The 21,462-nt window shown below is 63.7% G+C and carries 14 protein-coding genes; 5 read left to right on the top strand and 9 right to left on the bottom strand.

Features of this window, described 5'->3' with window-relative positions; all coding sequences use genetic code 11:
• Positions 1–89: 89 nt before the first annotated feature.
• From C0606_01815 to C0606_01805, 3 genes are all read right to left on the bottom strand, one after another.
• A complete protein-coding gene (locus C0606_01815) occupies positions 90–3,116 on the bottom strand; it encodes a hypothetical protein (GenBank protein ID PLX39292.1) in 3,027 nt (1,008 codons plus the stop codon).
• Between the two features lie 68 nt (positions 3,117–3,184).
• Positions 3,185–4,984 carry an arginine--tRNA ligase gene (locus C0606_01810; GenBank protein PLX39291.1) on the bottom strand — a complete coding sequence of 600 codons (1,800 nt, stop codon included), beginning with the start codon at positions 4,982–4,984 and terminating at the stop codon, positions 3,185–3,187.
• Positions 4,985–5,024: 40 nt separating this feature from the next.
• On the bottom strand, positions 5,025–6,239 hold the full coding sequence (locus C0606_01805) for a deoxyguanosinetriphosphate triphosphohydrolase (GenBank protein PLX39290.1): 1,215 nt from the start codon (positions 6,237–6,239) through the stop codon (positions 5,025–5,027).
• 198 nt (positions 6,240–6,437) lie between these two features.
• Here C0606_01805 and C0606_01800 point away from each other — a divergent pair, with 198 nt between their 5' ends.
• Both C0606_01800 and xth read left to right on the top strand, forming a co-directional pair.
• Positions 6,438–6,773, top strand: coding sequence for an iron-sulfur cluster insertion protein ErpA (locus C0606_01800; GenBank protein ID PLX39289.1), 336 nt, complete (start codon positions 6,438–6,440; stop codon positions 6,771–6,773).
• Positions 6,774–6,940: 167 nt separating this feature from the next.
• Positions 6,941–7,726 carry an exodeoxyribonuclease III gene (xth, locus tag C0606_01795; GenBank protein ID PLX39288.1) on the top strand — a complete coding sequence of 262 codons (786 nt, stop codon included), beginning with the start codon at positions 6,941–6,943 and terminating at the stop codon, positions 7,724–7,726.
• A gap of 393 nt (positions 7,727–8,119) precedes the next feature.
• On the opposite strand, the gene C0606_01790 is transcribed toward xth, so the two are convergent.
• The 5 genes from C0606_01790 to C0606_01770 form a co-directional block, all read right to left on the bottom strand.
• Entirely contained in the window at positions 8,120–9,412 is a 1,293-nt protein-coding gene (locus C0606_01790; protein PLX39287.1) for a hypothetical protein, read from the bottom strand.
• A 229-nt stretch (positions 9,413–9,641) separates the two neighbouring features.
• Positions 9,642–10,448 carry an exopolysaccharide biosynthesis protein gene (locus C0606_01785; GenBank protein PLX39655.1) on the bottom strand — a complete coding sequence of 269 codons (807 nt, stop codon included), beginning with the start codon at positions 10,446–10,448 and terminating at the stop codon, positions 9,642–9,644.
• Positions 10,435–12,159, bottom strand: coding sequence for a dihydroxy-acid dehydratase (gene ilvD / locus C0606_01780; GenBank protein PLX39286.1), 1,725 nt, complete (start codon positions 12,157–12,159; stop codon positions 10,435–10,437). The genes C0606_01785 and ilvD overlap by 14 nt, the downstream gene beginning before the upstream one ends.
• Before the next feature lie 285 nt (positions 12,160–12,444).
• Positions 12,445–12,927, bottom strand: coding sequence for a hypothetical protein (locus C0606_01775; GenBank protein ID PLX39654.1), 483 nt, complete (start codon positions 12,925–12,927; stop codon positions 12,445–12,447).
• Positions 12,928–13,040: 113 nt separating this feature from the next.
• Positions 13,041–14,816: an EAL domain-containing protein gene (locus tag C0606_01770; GenBank protein ID PLX39285.1), complete on the bottom strand. Its 1,776-nt coding sequence runs from the start codon at positions 14,814–14,816 to the stop codon at positions 13,041–13,043.
• 147 nt (positions 14,817–14,963) lie between these two features.
• On the opposite strand from C0606_01770, the gene C0606_01765 reads away from it, so the two are divergent.
• From C0606_01765 to C0606_01755, 3 genes are all read left to right on the top strand, one after another.
• Positions 14,964–15,863, top strand: coding sequence for a ribokinase (locus tag C0606_01765; GenBank protein PLX39284.1), 900 nt, complete (start codon positions 14,964–14,966; stop codon positions 15,861–15,863).
• 347 nt (positions 15,864–16,210) lie between these two features.
• On the top strand, positions 16,211–17,386 hold the full coding sequence (locus tag C0606_01760) for a hypothetical protein (GenBank protein PLX39283.1): 1,176 nt from the start codon (positions 16,211–16,213) through the stop codon (positions 17,384–17,386).
• A gap of 167 nt (positions 17,387–17,553) precedes the next feature.
• Positions 17,554–19,662: a hypothetical protein gene (locus C0606_01755; GenBank protein PLX39282.1), complete on the top strand. Its 2,109-nt coding sequence runs from the start codon at positions 17,554–17,556 to the stop codon at positions 19,660–19,662.
• A 408-nt stretch (positions 19,663–20,070) separates the two neighbouring features.
• On the opposite strand, the gene C0606_01750 is transcribed toward C0606_01755, so the two are convergent.
• Positions 20,071–21,204: a capsule biosynthesis protein gene (locus tag C0606_01750; protein PLX39653.1), complete on the bottom strand. Its 1,134-nt coding sequence runs from the start codon at positions 21,202–21,204 to the stop codon at positions 20,071–20,073.
• Positions 21,205–21,462: the final 258 nt, after the last annotated feature.

Raw genomic sequence — 21,462 nt, 5'->3', positions numbered from 1 at the left:
TGACCAACACCCGGACACAGAAACGGCGGCGACAGGGGGTTTTCCCGTCGCCGCCGTCTTGTTCTGTTTTCCGCCCGGGCGGGCTGACCTTAACGCCGGCGAACGAAGCAATCGCCGCCCTTCGACTTCAGGGACGAACAGAATTCGTTCGCGGCCCCACGGTCCATCGGCCCGACGCGAACCCGATAGTAGGTTCCCTTGTCGCCGAGATCGGCGCGTTCAATATCAGGCTGCTGACCGCCAAGCACCGACGAGAAGCGCCGCTGCAAAGCCTGATAAGCGATGCGGGCTTGTTCCTCGCTGCGCTGCGAGGTGACCTGGACGACGTAGTCTCCAGTTGCGGCGGGTGCCGCAGCGGCCGGCTGCGCGGTAACCGGAGCGGTTGCTGCAGGCGCGGCACCGGGCACGAGCGCCAGCGGGCGGCCGTTGCCGGTGTTCGGTACGGTCGGCGAGACCGGACGCACCCGCGTCTCATCGGTTCCGCGGACAACCGGCTGAGCCGTGACCGGGACGGTGCGAACCGGGGTGGTCGACACCGTACGTGTTTCTGTCGGGCGGTCGTTCGGCACCGGCGCACGGACGGTGACCGGCTGGGTCGTCACGGTACGGGTCGCAACGCGGCGCTCGGGCTGCGCGGCGGGCACTTCAGCTTCCGGTGCCGCCGTTGCGGGCTCCGGTGTGACGGTTTCAGCAACGGGGGTTTCCGCGGGCAGCATCGCCGGGGTTGCGGCGGCCGCTTCGCTGCCCGGCTTCACCGGCGGCGTCACGCCATCGGCGCCACTCGGCACCGCGTTGCCAGCCAGCATGTCCGGACCTTCGGCAACGAGGGCGGCAACGGGGGCGACATCGCTGGTGGTCGGGCGAATGGCGACGGTTTCAACGGTGTTTCCGGCCTCATCCGTGGTCTCGCCTTCGGGCGTGCCCGAGATGATCGTTCCGTCCGGGCGCACGACAACGGTGCGAACGCGGCGCGGAATACCAGGTCGTGCTGCGGTGCTTCCTTCGGCGGCATCGGGCAGAATGACACGCGGCTGCTCAGCGGTTCCTTCACCAGCGGCAATGGGAGCCACAGGCTCGTCACCCGGCACGATCAGACGCTCCTCGCCGGTCGCATCCTGCGAGCCGACGCGATCGTAGATCAGCTTGCTGCGCTGGTCTTCCTCACCGGCCGCGGTCGCATCGGGGCGAACCTTGGTCGGCTCGGCGTTTGCCTCGATGACCGGAGGCGGACCGACCGGCTCGGACGATGAGAACAGCCGATAGCCGAAGAAGCCGAGCGCACCGACAACGACGACGGCGCCGACGGCGGCCGCCGCCCATATGCCACGACGCGATGCGTCGGCAGCGGGCGTTGCCTCGAATTCGGCTTCGTCGTGGGGCGGCAGATGGTGGCTATCGGAAAAGGACGGACGCCCCTCCTCGGCCGCGTCGGCGATCACCTGCGGGTCGTTGAGCGGCGGCTCCTGATCGTAGTCCTCGTCGCCGGGATAAGCCTCGACCTCAGGACGACGCTGATAGACCTCATCGAGATCGACCGGCTGGCGCAGTGCGTAGGGATCGTCTTCGTCGATGCCGTCATAGGCGTCGCGGACCGAGGCACGAAGATCCTCGTCCTCGTAGCCATCTTCGGCGTAGGTATCGAAATTGGAGGCCAGTTCTTCCTCGAAACGATCGTCTTCCGAAACGGAAGCTTCGGCGGGCGCCTCTTCGGCCACCGGTTCTTCAACTTCCGGAGCCTTGGCGGGCTGCTTGCGGCTTGTTTCGAAATCCTCGAGCGCGAGTTCTTCGGCGAGCATGTCTTCGAGGGTGAGATCGAGATCATCGATCTCGGACTCCGGTTCTTCAGCAGTGACCGGCACGGCGGCGACCGGCTCTGCCGCAATGGGCGACGCCTCGGCATCGGGCTCGACCGACCTGGCGTTTACACGCGAGGCAACAAGACCGGCGGAAGCTGCCGTGACGCCGGCAATTGCGGCGGCAGTCGCCGATTTCGCAACGACCGGCGCGGCATAGGCCGCCGAGTAGGCGCTCATGTCGAAGGCGTCGACTTCGTCCGGCTCACTGACGGGAAGGACCTCCTCGTCGACGTCCACGTCGTCCTCGGCCTCGCCGATTTCGGGCTCCACGGCCGCGTCGTCATCGGCGACGGGCTCGTCGGCTGCAAAGACCCCACCGAACTCGTCGGAGAACTCTTCGCCTGCATCATCGGATGCGAGGTCCCCTTCGGCCTCATTGATATCGGGGGCATGGCCGATGCCGCGGATTTCGGCATAGAGATCCTTGGTCGACGCACGGTCGGCCAGCCAGGCGGTCTCGCTCTCGCTGGTGCCTTCAAAATCGGCCTCGGCCTCGCTCCCAGTGTCTTCGTAGCCTTCGGCGGAGTCACCGAAATCCTCTAATTCAAGCGCTTCGGCGAGCAGGGAATCGAACACATCGTCGTCGGCATCCGCCGCACTGACACCTTCCTGCGGCTCGTCGTACGCGGCAGGTTCGACGGCTTCTTCGCCGGCCTCGTCCCAGACGGGAACGAATTTCAGCTCGCTCGGCTCATGCGCGGGCGCGTCCTCGACGGCCGGCTCGAGCGGCTCTTCGGCAGCGGTCGCCTCTTCGGCAGCGGTCGCCTCTTCGGCAGCCGTCGGCCGCGGATCATAGGTGCCCTGCAGTTCGGCAAACAATTCACGCTCAAGCGCATCGACAGGATCGGCGATGCCGCTGTCATCGGAACCTTCGACATATGCCGGGTGATCCGGCTCCGCCTCATCATAGGCGCTCTGGCCGGTGTACCCGTCCTGGTCGGCGTAATCGCCCGATTCCGGATAATCGTACCGATCGGCGTCGTCGGCATAGGCCTCGTCGGCGCGGTAGTCGTCATCGACGTCGTCTTCGCGGTGGTCTTCGCGGTAGTCCTCCTCCGACAGGAAACGCTCGTCCTCGCCCTCGACATCCTCGCGGACATCCTCAGCGTCTTCCGCCGGCGCTTCGGGCTCGGGATAGATCGAGCCACCGCTGACGATCCGCGCCAGTTCCACGAGGGGATCTTCCTCGTAGCGGCGCGCGCTGTCACCCGGATCCGAATAGTCGTCGGGATAGCGGTATTTGTGGTTTGTTTCGGACATAGTCGGCCACTCTCCGGGGGTGTTTACCTGTGCGCGCGACCCCTGTGCCGATCATTTCACCGCGCGCTTTAACGCATCTCGTCCGGCGCCCCTACACCCAGAATAGACAGGCCCGCACATAAAACCAACTTCGCGCCATAGACGAGCGCAAGTCGAGCTGCAGTCAAATCTGCGCTATCAGCGTTAATAAAGCGTAATTGCGGCAAATCCTTGCCGCGATTCCACTGTGCGTGCAGGGCACTAGCCAGCTCATACAGGTAGAACGCCACGCGGTGCGGTTCGTGCGCTTCGGCAGCCGCTTCAACCAGGCGCGGCCACTCGGCAATCTTGGCGATGAGGCCGATTTCGCCCTCGTCTTCCAGCAATGCGAGCGATGCGGCGGCAAGCGAGTCGCCGTCCATAGCCAGATCCGGCATCGCTTCGGCCGCCTGGCGGAACACCGAGGCGCAGCGCGCATGCGCGTACTGCACATAGAACACCGGGTTGTCGCGCGACTGCTCGGTGACCTTCTTGAAGTCGAAATCGAGCGGCGCGTCGTTCTTGCGGTAGAGCATCATGAAGCGCACGGGATCGACGCCGACTTCCTCGACGACGTCGCGCAGGGTGACAAATTCGCCGGAACGCTTCGACATCTTCACCGGCTCGCCACCGCGATAGAGCTTGACGAGCTGGCAGAGCTTGACGTCGAGACCGCCCGCTCCTTCAGTGATCGCCTTGACCGCCGCCTGCATGCGCTTGACGTAGCCGCCATGGTCAGCGCCCCAGACGTCGATCTGGTTGTTAAAGCCGCGCTTGTGCTTGTCGTAGTGATAGGCGATGTCGGAGGCGAAATAGGTGTAGGAACCGTCCGACTTCATCAGCGCGCGGTCGACATCGTCGCCGAACTCGGTCGAGCGGAACAGCGTCTGCTCGCGGTCTTCCCAGTCGTCGGGAAGTTGGCCCTTCGGCGGCGGCAAGGTGCCGACATAGATGAGCCCCTTGGCGCGCAGCGTCTCGATAGCCTCGGCGACGAGGTCCTTGCCGCCGGCAACCAGCGAGCGCTCGGAAAAGAACACATCGTGATAGACGGCGAGCGCGGCGAGATCCTCGCGGATCATGCCCATCATCGCCTCGATGGTGAAATCCTTGATGACCGGCAGCCATTCGGCCTCGTCCATGCCGACGAACTTGTCGCCATGGGCTTCAGCGAGTGCGGCACCAACGGGCTTCAGATAGTCGCCCGGATAGAGCCCTTCGGGGATCGTGCCGATATCCTCGCCGAGCGCCTCGCGGTAGCGCATGAAGGCGGAGCGGGCGAGCACGTCGACCTGGCTGCCGGCGTCATTGATGTAATATTCGCGGCAGACGTCGTAGCCGGCATAGGCGAGCAGTCCGGCCAGTGCGTCGCAGACCACGGCGCCGCGGCAATGGCCGACATGCATCGGGCCGGTCGGGTTCGCCGAGACATATTCGACGTTGATCTTTTCCGCCCCGCCCATGGTCGAGCGGCCGTAAGCCTCGCCGGCGGCAAGCACCTCACCGAGGAAGCGCGCCCAGTAGGCCGTTTCGAGGCGAATATTGATGAAGCCCGGCCCGGCGATCTCGACGGCCGCGATATCCGCGTCGCCACCGAGGAACGTCGCGATCTTTTCCGCAATGTCGCGCGGTTTCATGCCGGCCTGCTTGGCCAGAACCATGGCGGCGTTGGTCGCCAGATCGCCGTGGCTCGGGTCGCGCGGCGGCTCGACGACAACCTTGGTCAGATCGAGCGCATCGCCCGAAGCGGCGCGAAGCCCGGCAGCGCCGACGGCGGCATGAACACGGGTGGTAAAATCCTTGAAGAGATGAGTCACGTTCGTGAGGCTCCGGTGAAGTCGGGTCCGGCGCAATGGCGGCGCCCGCTCGGTGCAATTGAGAAGTCGGCGCGACCTAACGCAATTCCGGCGTATCGTCAAACAGACGGCGGTGTTCCTCGAGCGCGAAACGGTCAGTCATGCCGGCGATATAGTCGCAGACGCGGCGCGCCAGCCGGTCCTTCGGCGCGTCCTCGAGGCCATAGCGCCACTCCGCCGGCAGGTGCTCTACATCGGCGAAGAAATAGGCGAAGAGGTCGCGCATGACGCGGGAAACCTCGGCGCGCACCGCAAGCACGTCCGGGTGGCGGTACATATGGGCGAACAGGAAGGTCTTGATGCCCTTTTCCTTTGCGGTCATAGCATCGGAAAACGTCACCAGCGCCCGCCCCATGCGCCGCACATCGTGGGCCGAAGCCGGCTGGGCCTCGTCCAGCCGGCGGTTCGCTTCTTCGCGCACGTCCTCTACGAAACGGCCGATCAGCGCGCGGGTCGTCTCATGCACGAGGCGCGGACGCTCCAGCCCCGGATAGCGCTCGAACAGCTTTTTCACGATTTTGCCGACCAGCGGCACTTCAGCGAGGTCGTCGACGGTGAACAGGCCGGCGCGCAGGCCATCATCGATGTCATGTGCGTTGTAGGCGATGTCGTCGGCGATCGCGGCTGCCTGCGCCTCCGCGCTCGGCCAGGTCGACAGTTCCAGATCCTGGAACGGCAGATAGGCGGCAAAGGCGTGCGGCAGGCCGGTTTCGGCATAGCGGCCGATCGGCTTGCCGTCGCCGTCGGTCAGCGGGCCGTTGTGCTTCACGAGGCCTTCGAGCGTTTCCCAGGTCAGGTTCAGACCATCGAACTCGGCATAGCGGCGTTCGAGCCGGGTGACGATGCGCAGCGACTGGGCGTTGTGGTCGAAACCGCCATAGTCGGCCATGCAGGCGTGCAGCGTGTCCTCGCCCTCATGGCCGAACGGCGTGTGACCGAGATCATGAGCGAGCGCCAGCGCCTCGGCGAGATCCTCATCAAGTCCCAGCAGGCGCGCCAGGGTGCGGGCGATCTGGGCCACTTCCAGCGAGTGGGTCAGGCGGGTGCGGTAGTGATCGCCCTCGTGATAGACGAAGACCTGCGTCTTGTGTTTCAGCCGGCGAAAGGCGGTCGAATGCACCACCCGGTCGCGGTCGCGCTGGAAGGCAGTGCGCGACAGGCTCTCGCGCTCGGCAAATAGCCGGCCACGGCTGCGCGCGGCATCGGCCGCATAGGGCGCGTGCGGATAAGCCGGAAAGATGCGCGTCGACATGGCTGCCTTCGGCTGCTTGAGACGGCAACGAGAAACGGTTTCCCGCGCCGGCGTCGATTGACTTCGCCAGGACCGTTCATAACTATCCAAGCATGACGAACACAAGGCAGACGCGCGCTAGCGTTGCCGAATTGAGCGAATTTCCGGCCGCGCGGGCCTGCCCGGCGCCGACGAAGCCAGATAGAGCGGACCGAGCAGATGGACACCACCCTCCCCGTCACCGTGACCGAACGCGCCATGAAGCGCATCGCCAAGATCCTTTCCGCCGAGCCGGACGGAACCATGCTGCGCGTCAGCGTCGAGGGCGGCGGCTGCTCCGGTTTCCAGTACAAATACGATCTGGTGCAGGACCGCGAGGACGACGATCTGGCGATCTCGGACGACGGCGCGACCGTGCTGATCGACTCCGTTTCGGTGCAGTATCTCGACGGGTCGCAGATCGACTTCGTCAATGATCTGATGGGCCAGTCGTTCCAGATCACCAATCCGAACGCCACCGCGTCGTGCGGCTGCGGCACCAGCTTCTCGATCTGACGCCAGCGACGCACCAAGCGGGTTTTTCTCCCAAGGCCGGCCCGAATCATTGATGGTTGGTCTTTGAGCGAGTTCTCATCCGAAAACCGCTTCACACTTTTCGGGAACACGCTCGGCCCCGATTTCGAGCGCCTGTTTCGAGACTTGCGCCAGAGGAGACCGGCCCCGTGCAGATTGCGACCTGGAACGTCAACGGCATCAAGGCGCGCATCCCCAATGTGCTTGCCTGGCTTGAGGAAGCCTCGCCGGACGTTGCCTGCCTGCAGGAGATCAAGTCCGTCGACGAGGGTTTCCCGGCGATGGAGATCGAGGCGCTCGGCTACAATGTCGCGACGCACGGCCAGAAGGGTTTCAACGGCGTCGCGATCCTTTCCAAGCTGCCGTTCGACGAGGTCAATGCGCGCCTTCCCGGCGACGACAGCGACGAACAGGCGCGTTTCCTCGAGGCCGTGATCTCGACCGAGCGCGGCGCGCTGCGCGTCGTCTCGCTCTATCTTCCGAACGGCAATCCGGTCGACAGCGAGAAATTCCCCTACAAGCTTGGCTGGATGGAGCGGCTGCACACTTGGGCCGAGGAGCGGCTGGCGCTGGAAGAACCCTTCGTGCTCGCCGGCGACTACAACGTCATCCCGCAGCCGGACGACGCCAAGCGGCCGGAAGTCTGGGAGGGCGATGCGCTCTACCGTCCCGAGAGCCGGCAGGCCTTTCGCCGGCTGTGCAATCTCGGCCTGACCGACGCGCTGCGCGCGACCACCGACGAGGCCGGGCTCTACACCTTCTGGGACTATCAGGCCGGCGCCTGGATCAAGAATGACGGCATCCGCATCGACCACCTTTTGCTGTCACCGCTGGCGGCCGATCGCCTGAAGGGCGTCGCCATCGACAAACACGTGCGCGGCTGGGAAAAGCCGTCCGATCACGTGCCGATCAAGGTCGATCTCGATTTCGGGTAGGCCCACCCAACGATACACACCGGCAGCCACACCATTCGATGCGAGCGTTTTTGTGATACCCTATTCCGAATGGGATAGTCGCACGAACACTTCTGGCGGCGGTCGTCGTCACCGTAGCGCCCCTTGCAGCCAGTGCCGGCAATGGGAGCATTCCGTGCGCCTGCCGGTACAAGGGTGAAAAAGTCAGCGTCGGCGCCGTGATATGCATCCGGACATCGTCGGGTGCGCGTCTTGCCCGCTGCGATATGGTCCTCAACAACACCTCATGGACGTTCCTCTCCGACACCTGCCCGGTGTCGTCGCTGGCGCCGCTCAGGCCATTGTCCCCGGCTTCCTCGGCATCGCCGGCTGGCTAAAAATGCCCGTTGCGGGCGAGCTCCGGCGCAATTTCGCTTACTTTTGCGACAGCTCCGGCAAGGGATCGATGCCGCGAACAAACCCGCCGGGCGGGCCGATATCTAGGCCGGCCGCTAGCAGCGGCACGAGGCCTTCGACGCCGAACATCTCTGCTCCCTCGCCCGCAGCAATCGCTGTTTCCGATGCGACAAATGCATTCGCGAGGGCGAGCGCAGGCTGAAGCGTGACCGGAACCGGCTTTGCGCATGTGCGGTTCAGCAGGTCGGCGGCAGCACCGAATGCCCCGGACCGCGTCAGGCTCTCGACGAGACGCAGCGCGCTCAGCGGGTCGGACGGGAGGCCAGCGTCTTCGCGAATGTGAGCCAGAGCCGCCTTTCGTTGCACCGTTTCGTCATCGTCGAGAGCGTCCAGCAATCGCCCGAGCGCATCGGCCCGGGACAACGCCGGCGTTTCGACGACAGCTGCGGCAAGACGCTCCTCGAAAGGAGGGAGCGCGGCGCGCATCTGTTGTTTGGCGTAGGCGTCGGGAGATTCTCCCCCCTCCATTGCCGAGAGAACCTCTTCGAGCCGCCGGTACAGCGCTTCCCTCTCATGCCGCGTAGCAACGTCATCGATTGCCGCAACACTCGTCTGCCCGAGATCGAGATAGGCGCGCGCGTCATCGGTCATCCCGAATGACAGAGCGGTACTGACAAGGGCGGTCATCGCCCAGGACATGTCTCCCGGCTGCGAATAGGTCGCGAGAATGCTGTCCTTCAGACCCTCAAGCTCCGCCCGGGCCGATGCCTCGTCACCGGATGTGGCGTGGATTTCGATCAACCCGCGCGCGGTCGGATAGATCCCGACGCGGCTCTCGAAGTCCGCGCGATGGTTCGTGATGCGCCGAGCAATCTCGCGTGCGTCGGCCACCAGTCCATAGCTTGCAAAGAGGTCGCCGACGGCGATGAGATCGCTTGCGTTGTCGCGCCGCGTTTCGTCGTCCTCCGCCCCGTCATAGGCATCGAGAATGGCAACGAGCCGGCGCAGTGCAGCAGCCGCATCGTTGTCGCGGCCTGCCGTGTGCAGAAACGCGGAGGCGAGAACAAGTGCCGACACGAGGCGCTCGCGGCCACGCTCGTCTGCAATCCGGCCGGCCTCGATCGCCTCGGTCACCGCCGGTTCGAAGCCGCGTTCAAACGGACGGCGGTCCTCCGGCAACAGGGTCGCGGCCGCATCAAGGACAAGCTGGTTGAGAGGTTCCCCGGTGTTTGACGCGCCACGTTCAAATGCGCATTCGGCGTGAGCAAACGACGCGGCAAGAACGACCAGCGCGAATACCGTCGCACACATTGCCGACGCAAGGCCGCCCCAGACGTGTGTCATTTCGCCCCCAATCCCACACAATGCATTTTTCGAAAACACTACTTATAGGAGAACATGAAGCTTATCGAGTTGCAACTTATGAGAGGTTCAAAGGGCGACTTTCACCCAGCCTCCCAAACAAAAACGCCCCCCGGAGTGATCCGGAGGGCGCTTGAATTCTCAGTCGGCGTTTGGGCCGGTTGGCCGCCGCGTCGCGTCAATAGCAGCCGACGGTGGTGGCCATCCATCTCTCGGCGAGGTTGGCGGCCTTGCGGCGCTGTTTCTCGTCGGCGAGCGCGAAGGACTGTTCCAGCGACTCGTTGATCCACTGGTCCTTGGTCGCGTCGCTGCAGGTGCGCGCGACGATCAGCCATTTCAGGCCGGCAACCGTGCGGGCCTTCATGTCCTCGCCCTCGACCAGCATCTTGCCGAGCAGCGCCTGTGCGCGATGGTGGCCCTTCTTGGCGGCGGCATGCAGCCAGCGCGCGGCCTGGCGCGGATTGCGGTCGCCGCCGCTGCCTTCCAGATACATGCGGCCAAGATTGTACTGCGCCTCGGCGTCGCCGAAATAGGACGCGGCGAAGGAGAAGATTTCTCGCGCGCGGTCGAGGTTCGGCTTGACGGCGGTATCGTTGATGCCGGTGACATAGTACGAGCCGAGCGCGACGAAGGCGCTGGCGACAAACGGCGCCTCCGGCGAGTTCGGCGACTCGTCGGCATGCGCATCCGCGATGCTGCGGAAATATTCATAGGCCTTGAGGTCGTCTTCGGGAACGCCGTCACCGTTCTGGTACATCCGCCCCAGCTTCCACTGGGCGAGCGGATGGCCGTTTTCGGCGGCGAAGCTGAGCGCGTCGAGCGCGGTCTTCTTGTCGCCGGCGAAATACGCCTTCGTTCCGGTCTTGAACGCCTCAACCGGCGTGACGTCCGACGCGGTACCGTCAAACGCCGAGCCCGGCAGGATTCCGGCAAGCAGGCCGGCCCCTACGCAGAGACTGATCCAAAACGCCTTACTGATCAGCATAGCACACTTTTTCCGCCGCACCGCCGGGGTGCGTCACGGCCCCTTTCATGGCCGGGCCGACGATCTGGGCATATTTCCAGATCACGCCCGTCGTATAATCCGTTTCGCGCGGCTGCCACTCGGTCTTGCGCTTCGCGAGGTCTTCCTCGCTCAGCTTGACGTCGAGCGTGCCGGCGTCGGCATCGATCTCGATGATATCGCCATCCCTGATGAGCCCGATCGGGCCGCCGACGGCGGCTTCCGGGCCGACATGGCCGATGCAGAAACCGCGGGTCGCGCCCGAGAACCGGCCATCGGTGATCAGCGCGACCTTGTCGCCCATGCCCTGGCCGTAAAGCGCCGCGGTGGTCGACAGCATCTCGCGCATGCCGGGGCCGCCCTTGGGGCCCTCATAGCGAATGACGAGGACATCACCCTCGTTGTACTGGCGGTTGGACACCGCCTCGAAGCACTCTTCCTCGGAGTCGAAGCAGCGGGCGGGCCCGCTGAACTGGCGAACCTTCATACCGGCGACCTTCACGATCGCGCCTTCAGGCGCCAGATTGCCCTTCAGTCCGACGACGCCGCCGGTCGGTGTGATCGGGGCCGAGGCCTTGTAGATCACGTCCTGCGCGTCGTTCCACTGAACCTTCTCCAAATTTTCGGCAATTGTGCGGCCGGTCACCGTCAAACAGTCGCCATGGAGGAATCCGTTGTCGAGAAGCGTCTTCATCAGCACCGGAATGCCACCGGCCTCGAACATATCCTTGGCGACGTATTTGCCGCCCGGCTTGAGGTCGGCGATGTAAGGGGTCCGCTTGAAGACCTCGGCGACGTCGAAGATGTCGAAGTCGATGCCGCATTCATTTGCGATCGCCGGCAGGTGCAGCGCGGCGTTGGTCGAGCCACCCGAGGCGGCGACCACGGTCGCGGCATTTTCCAGCGCCTGACGGGTAACGATGTCGCGCGGGCGGATATTGCGCGCGATCAGCTCCATCACCTGCTCGCCGGCAGCCATGCAGAACCGGTCGCGGATTTCGTAAGGCGCCGGCGCGCCGGCCGAATACGGCAGCGCAAGGCCGATCGCCTCGGAGACGGTCGCCATTGTGTTGGCGGTGAACTGGCCGCCGCAGGAGCCGGCCGACGGACAGGCGACGGATTCCAGTTCCAGCAGGTCCTCGTCGCTCATGCGGCCGACCGAATGCAGGCCGACGGCCTCGAACACGTCGACGACGGTGACGTCCTTGCCGCGATAGGTGCCCGGCAGGATCGAACCGCCATAGATGAAGACCGAGGGAACATTGAGACGGCACATGACCATCATCATGCCCGGCAGCGACTTGTCGCAACCGGCCAGGCCGACGAGCGCGTCGTAGCAATGGCCGCGCATGGTCAGCTCGACGGAGTCGGCGATGATGTCGCGCGACACCAGCGACGACTTCATGCCCTGGTGGCCCATGGCAATGCCGTCGGTGACGGTGATGGTGCAGAATTCGCGCGGCGTGCCGTGCGCAGCGGCGACGCCCTTCTTGACGGCCTGCGCCTGACGCATCAGCGAAATGTTGCACGGCGCGGCTTCGTTCCAGCACGAGGCGACGCCGACAAAGGGCTGCGCGATCTCTTCCGGACTGAGGCCCATCGCGTAATAGAACGAGCGATGCGGCGCACGGTGCGGCCCCTCGGTCACATGCCGGCTGGGCAATTTCGCTTTGTCAAACGTCTTTGCGTCCATCATCAACCTCTGGCAATCGATCCAATCCGCTGGATCGCTTCGGCGCTGCCGACGCGGGCCTGACTGCTTCTTGCAGCGGGCCGGCGTTTCGACATCTCAGCCGTGATCGGAATCGATGCGGGGAGTCGCTTCTGCGCTCCGTGCCCGATGACCGTCGACCCACTTTGTGGCCGAACGGCGGCACAATTTCCTGATTGAACCTATAACGGATGCTTCCCGCGCTGTGTGTTGCCTCGCTGCAACATCGCGCCGGAACAGCCGCTCGAAACCGGGCCGAATTCGGCATCAGCCCGGCCGCCGCCAGACCGAAAGCGTGACGCCGGCAACCTTATCAAGACGCCGCAGCGGGCCGGCCTCAAGTCCCGCCCGGGCAAGGCATTCTTCCGCCGTGCAACTCTCGGAAACGGCAGAAAAGACGGGCACGCCACCTGGAAGGCGAACGCCTTGCGCGCGGCTCAGATGGAAGGCGTCATAGCCGAGGGCAAGAAACAGATCGAACACGCCCTGCCCGCCCGGCACCGCGATCCGCCCACCTTGTGGCGCGATGGTGCGCAGCATCGCGGTGAGCGGCGTTTCGGCAGGGTTCCACCACCACGCATCGCCACGTTTTTCCAAACCCGGCGACGACGTACTGACAACGACGCGCAGGCGGCCGCTCGCATTGGGATGGGCCTCGTGGCCGAGCCGGCCGAGAATGACCGCGGCACTGTCATCGAGTTGCTGTTGGAAGTAGCGCCAGTCGGCGTCGTTGCGCAGGGCGTCGGGCATGGCGCCATCAGCATCGGCGATCCGGTCGTCATCCGAGACGATGGCATAGCCCTCGATCGACCAATGCGGTTCGCTCACCCCTGCCCCTTTTTCGGTTGGATCGGCTGGCGCCTTCAGGCGACGACGGCCTCCGGCGTTTCGCCGTCATCGTTGGCGATCGCATCATCGTCCGCTCTCGGCAACAGCGAAGCGGCGAGCTCGAGATAAAGGTTCTTCGGCAATGGCGGTGCGAAGAGGAAGCCTTGCGCGGTCGTTACGCCGAGCTGGCGCAGGATCTCGATCTGCTCGAAATTCTCAACGCCCTCGGCGACGATGCCCATCTCGAGGCTTTCGGCAAGGCCGACCAGTTTGTCGACGATGGCGTTCGAATTGCGGTCGGAGCTCAGCGGATCGATGAAGATCTTGTCGATCTTGACGATATCGACGCCGAGTTTCTGCAGATAGGCGAGACCGCTGTGGCCGGTCCCGACGTCGTCGAGCGCGGTCTTTGCGCCGAGCGAGCGCAGTTCGGCGAGGATACGCCGCGCGCCATCGACGTCGGAAAGCTGCTGGCGTTCGGTGACTTCGAACACGAGCTGTTCGTACCTGATCGGCCCCTTGCCGAAGATCCGCTTCACGTCGTCGACGATCTTGCGGGTGTTGAGATGCCCAGCGGCGAGATTGACCGAGACCTTCAGCTCCGGATGAGTGCGATAGAGCTCGGCGAGGTCCGTGTTCACCTTCTCCATCAGCTGCAACGTGATTTCGAAGATCTGTCCGGAGGCCTCGGCAACGGGAATGAACTGGGCCGGCGAGACCACGGTCCCGTCCTTGCGAACCCAGCGCGCGAGCGCCTCGCAACCGAGCAGATGACCGCTCTCGATGTCCATCAGCGGCTGATAGTACGGCTCGAATTCCTTGCGCTTCAGCGCCGCATCGATTTCGCCGATGATGCCGAGATCGCTCTGCTGACGGATCATGCGCAGGACAAACAGCGCAATGACAATCAAGGCGCCAAACGCACCGATCGTGGTGATGATATCGAGTTCGCGGACGAGCGAGCGCACCGCGCTGCGCGGTGCCGTCACGGATGCGCGCAGCGGAAACTGCGTCGAACGAACCGTTTCAGCCAGCACCTCTTCGCCGACGTCTTCTTCGAGCCGTCCGTTGCGATACCACAGGCTGCCATCGGACAGACGGACATCGGCCTGCATGTACTGGCGCAGGTAGTCCGGGCCCGCATCAATCGCCAACGTTTCCTGCGACAGCCGCGCGATCAGCCGATCGCCATTGCCGATATGCAGCCCGGCGATTGCCGAACGCACGCCGTTGGCGTCCTCGACGATGCCGATCGAGATGGTGGGCGAATCTTTCTGATATGGTGGCAGAAGCGTGGCGGTCGCAAGGCGCCCGCCCGGCTCCATGCACATCGCCAGGCCGTTGGCATCAACAATCCCGATGGTCCTGATGTGCTCGCTTCGCTGCACTTCGTTGGCGAGCGCCTGACGGGATGCTCCGCGACAATCCGCAAAACCGCCTTCCTGAACGGTCTTCAGGCTGTAGAGCGCTTCCGACAAGGCGCTGTCGGCGCGTTGGACATAGCGGGTGGCCGCGGAATTCAGCTCCTCGCTGCCGCGATCCAGCGCGTGATTGAGCAGCACGAACTCGACCCCGCCATAAGGGATGGCGACGACAGCGAGTGCTATCGCGATAGCCTTCAGGTAGGGAAAACAATTCGGGCGGGTCACGGCTGCCTTGCGCAGTTCGAGATATGTTATGGCAATTGTGTCGCAAGGCGGTAAACGACTGCTGAACAGGACGGGGATTTCCGATGGGACAATAGTCTCATTTCGTTGGGTGTTTTGATGCTTCTGGCATATACCGTAACGTGCAATTTCGAAATTTGCCAAAGGCTGAGAAAGGGTTCGCGAATCCCGCCGTCAGGTGACGCCAAATGGCCACGTCTGCGGATTTTGTTTCGCCGCCCCCTTGCCGTCTTTCTCCGAACACCGTAATCGGGAAGTGCCCTTTCACCTCCCAGACTGAGAGACGTCCGCATGGAAGCCCTGTTCATCGGACAAGCCTATATCGACGTCACGTTTCTCGCCGACCGGCTTCCGTCCGGCGACGAGAAGACGATTGCGCAGGATTATGCCGTCAGTTTCGGCGGCAATGCGGTGACCGCCGCGTTCTGTTGCGCCAGGCTCGGCCTTTCGCCGGATCTGATGTGTTCGCAGGCCGACGACTGGCTGGCGCGCATGTTCCTCGACATGGCGGCGAAATACGGCATTTCGGTTCATGGCCGGAAGGTTCGCGAGTCCTCGCTGTCCTTCATCATGCCGCATGACGGCAAACGCGCCATCGTGCGCTGCCGGGACGACGAGTTCCTGCACCCCTACCCCAACCTCAATCTGGATGGATGCCGTGGGCTGCACGTTGATGGCCATCTGCCCGACGCCGCGCTGCATTACGCCAAGGCCTGCCGCGAGAAGCATATTCTGACATCGCTCGACGGCGGCAATATGCGCTCCAACACCGAAGAGCTGCTCGAATTCATCGACGTCGCCGTCGTTTCCGAGGATTTCTGCCGCAGCCTCAAGCTGACGGCCGGCGAGACCCTCGAATATCTGCGCAAAAAGGGCTGCAAGGTCGGCGCTGTGACACAGGGCGACAAGGGTGTTCTGTGGTACGACAGTTTCGGCGGCGACCGCTTCCTGCCGTCGCTCGATGTGCCGCGCGATCAGGTCATCGACACCAACGGTGCGGGCGACATTTTCCACGGCGCCTACATGTATTCCTACCTCACCCGCCCGGGTGCGGTGTGGGAGCGCCACTTCGAATTTGCCCGGGCAGCTTCGACCAGTTCCATTCAGCATCTTGGTAACGAAGAAAGCCTGCCGACGCTTGCCGATATTGACCGCGTCATGGCAACCTTCTCTCCGAAAGACTCGTTCTGATCAACGCCGCCGCCAATCGTTTGAGCGTGCGTGGCTTTAATTGATCGGTCTTCCGCCGTCGCTGCGCCCTCGCGCGGTGGGGAAGCTCGAATACTTCATTTGTGTGATGCACCATCACACAAATGTGTCTCATTTATCGGTAACACCGCCTTGTAGGCATTCGGAGAGTTCGACGTACTGACTGCCGACACATTCAACACCATGTCTGGTGCTCATCCGTGAGGATGCGCCTGCGTGGAGATATTGCAGACTGCTTTCGGCCTTGCCGCGGGCATATCATCACTTCCGGGGGGGCAGGCGAAACGGCGCCGAACCTCGGGGCATTTCGAAGCTTTAGGGAGACTCACATGCAACGGATTACCTCGAACAGCGCAAAGGCGCTTCTCGTCACGACGTTTCTGACTTTTGCGCCGGCCGCCTATGCCTTCGACTCCTCGGGCAACGATCTTGCCGATGCGCTGATGGCCGATCTGGAAGCAACGGGTGCGACCGAGGTCACCATTGGATCCGTTTCGGGCGGCGGCAACGCCGAAATCCTCGACGTGTCCGCCAAGGTCACTGCCGATGGCGAAGCCGGCATGATGACGATCGCGCGCGTAGCCTTTGAAGACGGCATGGTCGCCGACGGCGTGATCAAGGCCGACCAGATGACCATGGAAGGTCTCAAGATCGTCGCCGACGACGTCACCGTCACCATGGGCAGCATGGTTGCCAACGACGTCGCCTTCCCGACGATCGAAGCGATCAAGGCGGCGGGCGAAGATGCGCTCGGCTCGGAAGTGAAATACAGCCGTGCCGAAGCCAAGAACCTCGTCATTGCCGACAACGAGATCAAGCGGCTGCCGATCGAGAGCGTGACCGTGGAAATCGGCGAGTATGTCGGCGATATCCCGAAGAGCTTCATGCTCAACGTCACCGGCATCGGTCTAACCAAGGAGATGCTCGATGCCGAAGGCCAGAAGATGTTCGGCATGCTCGGCTATGAGAACGTCAACCTGTCGGTGACGATGGATGGCGCCTGGGACGACGGCGCCGGCATTGGCGAAATCAAGAACCTCACGCTGAGCGCCGATGACGTCGGCAAGCTCTCGATGATGGCCCGCATCGGCGGCCTCACCCCGGACGTGATCGCGCAGCTCAAGGCGCTCGAAAACGAAAAGAGCCCGGAAAAGGCAATGGGTCTGCTGCAGGGCCTCACCGTTGAAGGCCTGTCGGTGCGCTTCGACAACGACTCGGTCGTGGAACGCGCGCTCGACGCCCAGGCCAAGCAGATGGGCACGGATCGCGATGCACTGGCCGCACAGCTCGCCGGCGCCCTGCCGCTGATGCTGGCCGCGCTGCAGAACCCCGAGTTCCAGCAGAAGGTCGCGACCGCTGCCGGCACGTTCCTGAAGGAACGCAAGGCGATTGTCGCAACGGCCAACCCGCCGGCACCGGTTCCGGTTGCGCAGATCGTCGGCACCGCGATGGTCGCCCCGCAGACCATCCCGAACGTGCTCGGCGTGGAACTGTCAAACGACTAACCGTGTCGCTTGGATGCGCGCCCGTAGCGCATCGCTGCACATTTGCACACGCGATGCTGCGCGCCGGAAACGGCGCGCAGCGTTTGCTCATTGGAGCCCGGGCTCGTCCGATTGCGCCTGCGGGTGTATGATTTGCGAAAAGGCTGTTTAGGGAGACCGTCATGAGAGTGCATGCCCCATCCCGGACCTCCGTCGGGTTCGCTTCAATCTGCTTCGCCGTTGCGCTCTGGTCGCCGGGCGCCGCACTCGCCAGCGACTCGGCTGCCGCCTTGCAGGACTATTTCGACGGCCTGCGTGCGCTTGGCGCGACCCGTGTCGATCATGGCGCCATCGAGGACGATCCCGCGACCGGCGTCGCGATCGTCAGCGACATCGCCATCGAATGGCCGATCACCATGTCGTTCGGCCAGGCCGGCGGCTTCACCATCAATGTCGGCTTCACTGCCCCCAGCGCCACCGTCAAAGGTGCGGTCAAGACCACCGACGGCTATGAGATCGAGCGTGCCGCGACAGGCGACGGCAGCACCTTCACCATGAGCGTCGAAGGTCTCGAAGATTTCACGCTGACCGGCAAGGTTGATGGCTGGCAGGCCGACGGCATGTATTGGCCGAGCCTGCCGGTGATACAGGACGACCCGGCGCGACCGTTCTCGCGCTACTACCCGTATCTGCGCTGGACGGCAGCCTTTGAGGCCGAACGTGCTGCGATCACCCGCCTGGAGATCGATCAGGTCGGGCCGGACAACAACCGCCAGCACACGGTCTACAATGATCTGATCGTCACCAACCAGAAGGGCGGCGTGATCGAGAGTGTTCAGTCCGGGCGCACGGTCGTGAAGGCCTATCAGGCGATCCCGGCACCGCAGAAAGCCCCCGCCCCGCAGATGGGCAACGACGAAACTGCCGATGGGGCGGAAAAGCCGGAGGCAACGCCGCCAGCGACCCCGGTTCTTGAAATGACCTATGAGATCGCCTCGGTCGGTTACCGCAACTACGATATCGGCCGGCTGGTCCGCCTTTTCGACCCGGAGAGTTACGCTATCGGGCAGGTCGACGACACGCTCTATCCGGTTCTTGACGAAGCCTGGGCGAACGACATCACCGTCAGCTTCGAAGGCGGCAGCGCCCGGATCAACCGCTACGGCGGCACCGGGTTCAAGATGCGCCAGCCGAAGATGAACATCATCTCGCTGGTCGACCGCGTCATGCTCGGAGACGAGCCGAGCGAACAGGAAGCCGCGCAATACGCCCTCGCGATGCTCGGTTCGTTCGCTTTCGACCGGCTGTCGATCGACGACGTCGTGATTGCCCCGCCGAAGGACGAGGGCAGCGGACGGATCGAGCGCATCGCCATGCGCGACGTCTCGTCCGACAAGATCGGCGAGTTCGTGCTCGAAGGCGTCGACGTGAAGGGGCCGCAGAACGAAGCGTTCTCGCTCGACCGCTTCTCGTTCCGCGATCTGGTGTTCCCGACCGCGGCGGCGATCATGGCAATTGCGGAGTATTCGGACAGCGGTCGCGAACCGCCGCCGTCGATGGTGCTCGCGGTCATTCCGCTGATCTCGGAGATCGAGACCCGCAATCTGAAGGTGGCGGCACCGGAAATCGGATCGATCTCGCTCAAGAGCGCGATGATGACCTTCGCCAACCACATCGGCTCGATCCCGACCGTCATCAACTCGACCATCGAGGAGTTCAGCGCGCCGGTCACCGCTCTCGAAGATCGGGAAGCCCAGGTGCTGTTCGACCGGATGGGCATAAAAACCGTCGTTTTCGATGAGGAGATCCGGCTGCGCTGGGATGAGGCAACGCAGGTGCTCACCGTCGGGCCGATCTCGATGAACGTCCGCGGCGCCGGCATGTTCAAGATGACGGCGGAATTCGGCGGCGTGCCCCGGCTCGTCTTCGAAAACCCGGAAGCCGCTCAGGCGGCCCTTGCCACGCTCAATTTCCGCTCGGCGAAGTTCGAGATCGATAACGAGCGCATGGTTCAGGCGGCCATAGAGCTCGCCGCTGAAGACGGCGAAATGTCCGAGGAAGAAGCCCGCCAGGTGATCCTGCTTGAAATGCGCAAGGGCGTTCAGCAGGTTCAGAGCCCGGCACTCGCCGAAATGGTCGATCAGGCGGTCAGCGCGTTCCTTGCCGATCCGGATCGCCTCACCGTCGAGGCCAAGCCGGCACAGCCCCTGCCGATCACACAGATCATGGGTCTCGCCGCGGTCGCGCCGCAGGCCATCGTGCAGCAGCTCGGCCTGTCGGTTCGCGCCAACCAGTAAGGCGCGAAAACGCATCCGAAAAAACGCCCGGCCGCATTGCGCGACCGGGCGTTTTGTTTTCTTGCGGGCATCGACCTCAAACCGGTCCCGCCGCGTCGGGACCCGGCAAGTCGCCCTCACCTCGACCCACCTCGCCGAACCAGATACCGCGTCGCCACCTCTTGCGCTCGCACCCGCCCCACTCCGCGCCGACACGGCGCGCATTGCACAAAGGGCGTATTGGACACGGGGCGTATTGCACACGCGTCTTGCAGGACACCGTTTCCGTCAGGTTTCAAACCAGCGACGCGCGTGCCGAGGGCGTAATTCCCTCACGCATGACAACGCAACACTCTCGCGTGGAGAAAGCTCCACGCGACGTGGGATGCGGACTGAGCGGTTCCGATTCCGAGGATTCGGGCGACGCTATCAGTCGTTGGCGATGATGTTGATGCCACGCGCGGCCGAGACACCCGGACCGATGATGCGCAGGAATTTGCCGAGTTCGGCCGTCGGATGGTTGGCGACGTAGAGAACGTCCTTGTCACGCAGCTCGAAGTAACGGGCGATGAAGAACGCCTTCGGCTCGCGGAAGTTCAGGCGATAGACCACAGGCACCCGATAGCCCGACTGGCCGAGTTCGTCGACCTTGGGATTGAGCTGGCGGGCGACTTCCAGATCCTCGAAGCGGAACAGGAACACGCCGCCCGGATCGGCGCGGTTGTCGTTGAGACCGCCGGCCTTGGCGAGCGCTTCGGCCATGGTGACCGTGCGCGACTCGAACTTGACCGCCTTGGTCTCGGAAACGGCGCCGAAGATCGTGAAGCTGCGCGGCATGTGCGACAGCAGCAGATTGTCCTCGGCCCGCAGATAGACGTTGTTCTCGGGGAAGTCGAACAGGCTTTCGAGCAGAACCGCGGCGGTGCGGTTGCCGCGCTTCATGGTGACCATCGTCTCGTAGGTCGGGAACTTCGAGCCACCCGCCTGGGCGATGAAGTCGAGCACGCGGGTACCGGCGATCGAGATCGCGCGGCGGCCCGGATTGTTCACGTCACCGACGATGACAGCGCTGTTGCTCTGGTTGCCCTTGATGAGAACCTGGACCTGCGGCTGCACGGCCTTGTCGAGCAGTGCGTTTTCAATGTTCTGGCGCAGCGTTTCGACATGAATGCCCGACGCACGCACCCGCCCCGCATAGGGAATGAAGATCCGCCCGGTCTCGTCAACGATCGTTTCGACGGAGGTCTGCTTTGCCTGCGCGGTCGAGAACAGGCCGTTCTCGCCGGCTTCCCAGATGTTCACCACCAGGGCATCGCCGACACCGACCAACTGGCCGCGTCCGGTCGATTTGATGGAAAAATGCTCGGCGAAATCACGGGCTCTATGCTGACCGGCGATATTGGCGACCTTGGCATCGATATCGACGACCACATAATCCTTGGTCGGCAGGTTCTGAATATCCTCGGCCTTGATATCGATGGCCGACGGCCCCTCGCCCGGCAGGGCGGCGCACCCGGTCAGGGCGGCAACGAGGATGGCGAAACTGCTGATTTTTCGGAACATGTTCATGTGATCACTGCGCTTACGCGCTCATACCATCCTGCTCGCAGGAAAGCCACTCCCGTCGATCGTGCCGATACCGGCCAACCCGCGGCGTTGCAGCTTCGCCACACATGCCCACACTGCCCGCTCGAATGAGAGCGGACGGCGATGTTCATCTTCGCGCTTCTTGATGGCGCCCCACCCCCGATTCGTCAACGCAGCGGCGTGCCAAGCGCATCGATCCGACACCGTCCAAACCTGTTTCGCGGCTTTCGCGCG

It is taken from the genome of Hyphomicrobiales bacterium (genome assembly GCA_002869065.1).
Taxonomy (GTDB): domain Bacteria; phylum Pseudomonadota; class Alphaproteobacteria; order Rhizobiales; family Rhodobiaceae; genus Rhodobium.
The sequence above is the reverse complement of the archived record's forward strand: the minus strand, read 5'-3'. Positions and strand labels throughout refer to the sequence as shown.